The 3,589-nt window shown below is 66.3% G+C and carries 4 protein-coding genes; 3 read left to right on the top strand and 1 reads right to left on the bottom strand.

Annotated elements, in window-relative coordinates; all coding sequences use genetic code 11:
• Positions 1 to 160 precede the first annotated feature (160 nt).
• Positions 161 to 838 carry a hypothetical protein gene (locus AB7O82_RS35940; RefSeq protein ID WP_428621664.1) on the bottom strand — a complete coding sequence of 226 codons (678 nt, stop codon included), beginning with the start codon at positions 836 to 838 and terminating at the stop codon, positions 161 to 163.
• A 61-nt stretch (positions 839 to 899) separates the two neighbouring features.
• Here AB7O82_RS35940 and AB7O82_RS35945 point away from each other — a divergent pair, with 61 nt between their 5' ends.
• The 3 genes from AB7O82_RS35945 to AB7O82_RS35955 form a co-directional block, all read left to right on the top strand.
• Positions 900 to 2,084: a mandelate racemase/muconate lactonizing enzyme family protein gene (locus AB7O82_RS35945; protein WP_428621665.1), complete on the top strand. Its 1,185-nt coding sequence runs from the start codon at positions 900 to 902 to the stop codon at positions 2,082 to 2,084.
• Between the two features lie 11 nt (positions 2,085 to 2,095).
• On the top strand, positions 2,096 to 2,734 hold the full coding sequence (locus AB7O82_RS35950) for an NIPSNAP family protein (protein WP_428621666.1): 639 nt from the start codon (positions 2,096 to 2,098) through the stop codon (positions 2,732 to 2,734).
• Between the two features lie 190 nt (positions 2,735 to 2,924).
• Positions 2,925 to 3,589, top strand: a 665-nt coding sequence (locus AB7O82_RS35955; protein WP_428621668.1) for a xanthine dehydrogenase family protein molybdopterin-binding subunit, incomplete at its 3' end; no start/stop codon positions are given.

Below are 3,589 nucleotides of genomic sequence, written 5' to 3' on the forward strand. Positions count from 1 at the left end.
TGTGGCCCGGGGGGGACCCGCCCGAACTTTTACATGTGCTTGTGGGGGCGGCACGCCCGCGGTCCGGAAGACCATGACCCCTCCGCCTGCCTGCGGCTTCGCTTCGGCGAAGGCAGGTCGGCGAAGACGCTGACACCCCCAGCGACGCTGGGGAGGAGGCTCACCTCTGATTCCCGAACAGCAGGCGATACGTGCCGATGACCGGCGCCGCGGTCACGCCGAAGGGCCTCAGGCGGGTAAGCGAGAACGTGGTGCGGGCGGCCGCGCCGACGGCGCCGGCATCGGAGCCTTCGATCAGCACGACCCATTCGACCTCGTCGGCGCGCGGACGGTCCATGCTGGCGTCGCGCAAGGGCGCGTTGGCGATCTCGAGGTCGTTCTCCCCGGCGGCGGCGCCGACCATGCCGGGGCGGGCGATCGCCCTGGGCAGTGCGGTGTCCCTCAGCCATTCCGACAGGGCGTTGCGCTGGCTCGGATTGGGAATGAAGCGCACCGCCGTCAGCACGCCGCCGACGCCGTGCGTGAGATCGACCTGCATGCGCAGCGTCATGCGGATGAAGCGCGTGAACTTCGCCGTGACCGACTGGCTCCACGGCGTCCCGTTGGCCAGCAGGTGCAGGTAGCCCGGCGTGGCGAGATCGTCGGCGCTGTCGCATTCGTAGGTCGCGAGATATTTCGGCGAGCCGCGCACCGCGACATAGCGGCGGGCGCGATGGAAGCCCGGCAGGTTGATGCGCTCGTCGATGTGCTCGCGATTGTACCATTCGTTGAGGTCGCGCTCGTCGCGCGCCGCGACCTCTGTGTAGACGACGAGCATTCCCTTGCCGTGGAGGGGCATGTTTTCATCCCGCTGTTGGCCGTCGCCAGTCTATGCTGCCGGCCCACGGAGGGGAAACACCATGAAAATCGTCAAAATCGAGGATCTTCACTGCAACGCCGGCTGGCGCGACTTCTCGTTCCTCAAGATCACCACCGACGACGGGCTGGTCGGCTGGTCGGAATACAACGAAGGCTACGGTAGCGCCGGCATCACGGCCGTCATCCGGCGCATGGCGCAGGACCTGATCGGCCAGGATCCGCGGCTGATCGAGCGCCTGATGAGCCGGCAATATGCCGTGACGCGGCAGGCGCCGGGCGGGCTCAACCAGCAGGCGATGGCGGCGATCGAGAACGCGCTGCTCGACGTCAAGGCCAAGGCGCTGGGCGTTCCGGTGCACGCGCTGTTCGGTGGCGCGGTGCGCGACCGCCTGCCGCTCTACTGGTCGCACTGCGGCAGCTATCGCTTTCGCAACGCCGACGTGATGGGCGTCGACCCGGTGCGCTCGGCCGACGACCTGGTGAAGCTCGGCAAGCACGTGAAAGAACGCGGCTTCAAGGCCCTGAAGACCAACATTTTCCGCTTCGATACCGATCCGCCCAACATGCATCAGCCGGGCTTTGCGCGTGGGCCGGGCTGGCCCGAGCTCAACGTCGACAACGCGACGCTTGACGCCATCCATAATGGCCTGTCGGCGTTCCGTCAGGGCGCCGGCCCCGAGATGGGGATCCTTCTCGACACCAACTTCAACTTCAAGACCGAGGGCTATATCAAGGTGGCGCGGGCCTGCGAGCGCTACAATTTATTCTGGCTGGAGATCGATTCCTACGATCCGGAAGGCCTGCGGCTGATCCGCGACCGCGCGCCCATGCCGGTCGCCTCCTGCGAATCGCTGTTCGGCCGCCGCCAGTTCCGGCCGTTCTTCGAGAACCGCTCGATCGACGTTTCCATCATCGACGTGCCGTGGAACGGCATGCTCGAGTCCTACAAGATCGCGGCCATGGCCGAGGCCTACGAGATCAACTGCGCCCCGCACAATTTCTACGGCCACATGTCGACGCTGATGAGCGCCAACTTTTGCGCCACGATGCCCAACTTCCGTATCATGGAAATCGATATCGACGACGTGCCCTGGAAGGACGATCTGGTCACGCATCCGCCGGTCATCCAGAATGGCGAATTGATCGTGCCCACCCGGCCCGGCTGGGGCGCCGACATCAACGAGGAAGCGGTCAAGGCACATCCGCCGAAGAACCCGCATCCGTGAGGGGAAACAATATGGTCTACGAGCTCCGCTGCTATACCCTGGCACCCGGCAAGATGCCGGAGTATCTGCGTGCCGCCGAGACGATCGGCCGGCCGGTGCGCGGCAACAATTACGGCGTCAACCACGGCTACTGGACGGCCGAGTTCGGCGCCCTGAACCAGATCTGGCATCTCTGGCAGTACGACAGCCTCAACGACCGCGAGCGCCTGCGCGGCGAGCTGATGAAGAACAAGGACTGGACCGAGAAGTACGTGGCGACCATCCGCCCCTGGATCCAGCGCCAGGACCTGCGCGTGATGAACGCGGTGGTCGACATCAAGCCGTCCGACGGCACGACTGGAAACGTCTACGAGCTGCGCATCTACCGCACCGTGCTGGGCGGCGCCCAGCAGTACGGCAAGGACTTCCTCGAGGTCAGGGAAGCGCGCGACAAGTACTCGCCGATCTGGGGCGCCTGGACGGGCGAGTTCCCGCAGCCCAACGAGTGGATCCATATGTGGCGATACAAGAACCTGCAGGAGCGCTTCGAGGCCCGTGCCGCCGCCATGAAGGATCCCGCCTGGCAGGCCTATCTCGCCAAGGGCCCGGCCAAGCTCGCCGAGATGCACTCGACCCTGCTCTTGCCGACGAATTACTCGCCGCTGAAGTAGTTTCTTCGCCTCCCCAGCGATGACGCTGGGGAGGTGCCCCGTCTCACGGGGCGGAGGGGTCACCGCTGGGAGCGCGCCACTCCGATGGCGCTCATAGGCCGTGTAATCAGCAAGAAGAGCGCCGTCGGAGTGGCGCACTCCCAGCGCATGAGCACCTTGTCCTGATAGCCAGCGTTTTCCGGAGTACCCCATGGATTCATATGACGACACCGCCCTCGCCTTGATGAAATTCGGCGTCGGCCAGCCGGTGCCGCGCAAGGAGGACCCGACCCTGCTGCGCGGCCAGGGGCGCTACACCGACGACATCAACCTGCCGGGACAGGCCTATGCCGTCATGGTGCGCAGCCGGATCGCGCATGGCCTCCTGAAGAGCATCGACACCAAAGCGGCATCGACGATGCCCGGCGTGCTGGCGGTCCTCACCAGCGCCGACCTCGATGCCGCGGGCTTCGGTCCGCTCAAATGCCCGATGAACATCCCGCAGCGCGACGGCTCGCCGATGAAGACGCCGCCCAGGCCGTCGCTCGCCAAGGGCAAGGTGCGCTTCGTCGGCGAAGCGGTGGCCTGCGTCGTGGCCGAGACGGCGCTGCAGGCCAGGGACGCCGCCGAAGCGGTCGAGCTCGACATCGAGGAACTGCCGGCCGTCACCAGCCCGGCCGCGGCGCTGGCGCCGGGCGCGCCGCAGATCCACGACGACGTGCCCGGCAACCTGGCGCTCGACTTCCACTACGGCGACGCCGAGGCGGTGAAGAAGGCCTTCGCAGAAGCCGCGCACGTGACGCGGCTCGAGATCGTGTCCAACCGCATCGTCGTCAATCCGATGGAGCCGCGCTCGGCGATCGGCCGCTACGATCC

It is taken from the genome of Reyranella sp., assembly GCF_050185545.1.
In the GTDB taxonomy this organism is placed as follows: domain Bacteria; phylum Pseudomonadota; class Alphaproteobacteria; order Reyranellales; family Reyranellaceae; genus Reyranella.

Coding starts and splice junctions, on each gene's coding strand:
- AB7O82_RS35950 (WP_428621666.1), top strand. CDS start 2,096: ATGGTCTACGAGCTCCGCTGCTATACCCTGGCACCCGGCAAGATGCCG.
- AB7O82_RS35945 (WP_428621665.1), top strand. CDS start 900: ATGAAAATCGTCAAAATCGAGGATCTTCACTGCAACGCCGGCTGGCGC.
- AB7O82_RS35940 (WP_428621664.1), bottom strand. CDS start 838: ATGCCCCTCCACGGCAAGGGAATGCTCGTCGTCTACACAGAGGTCGCG.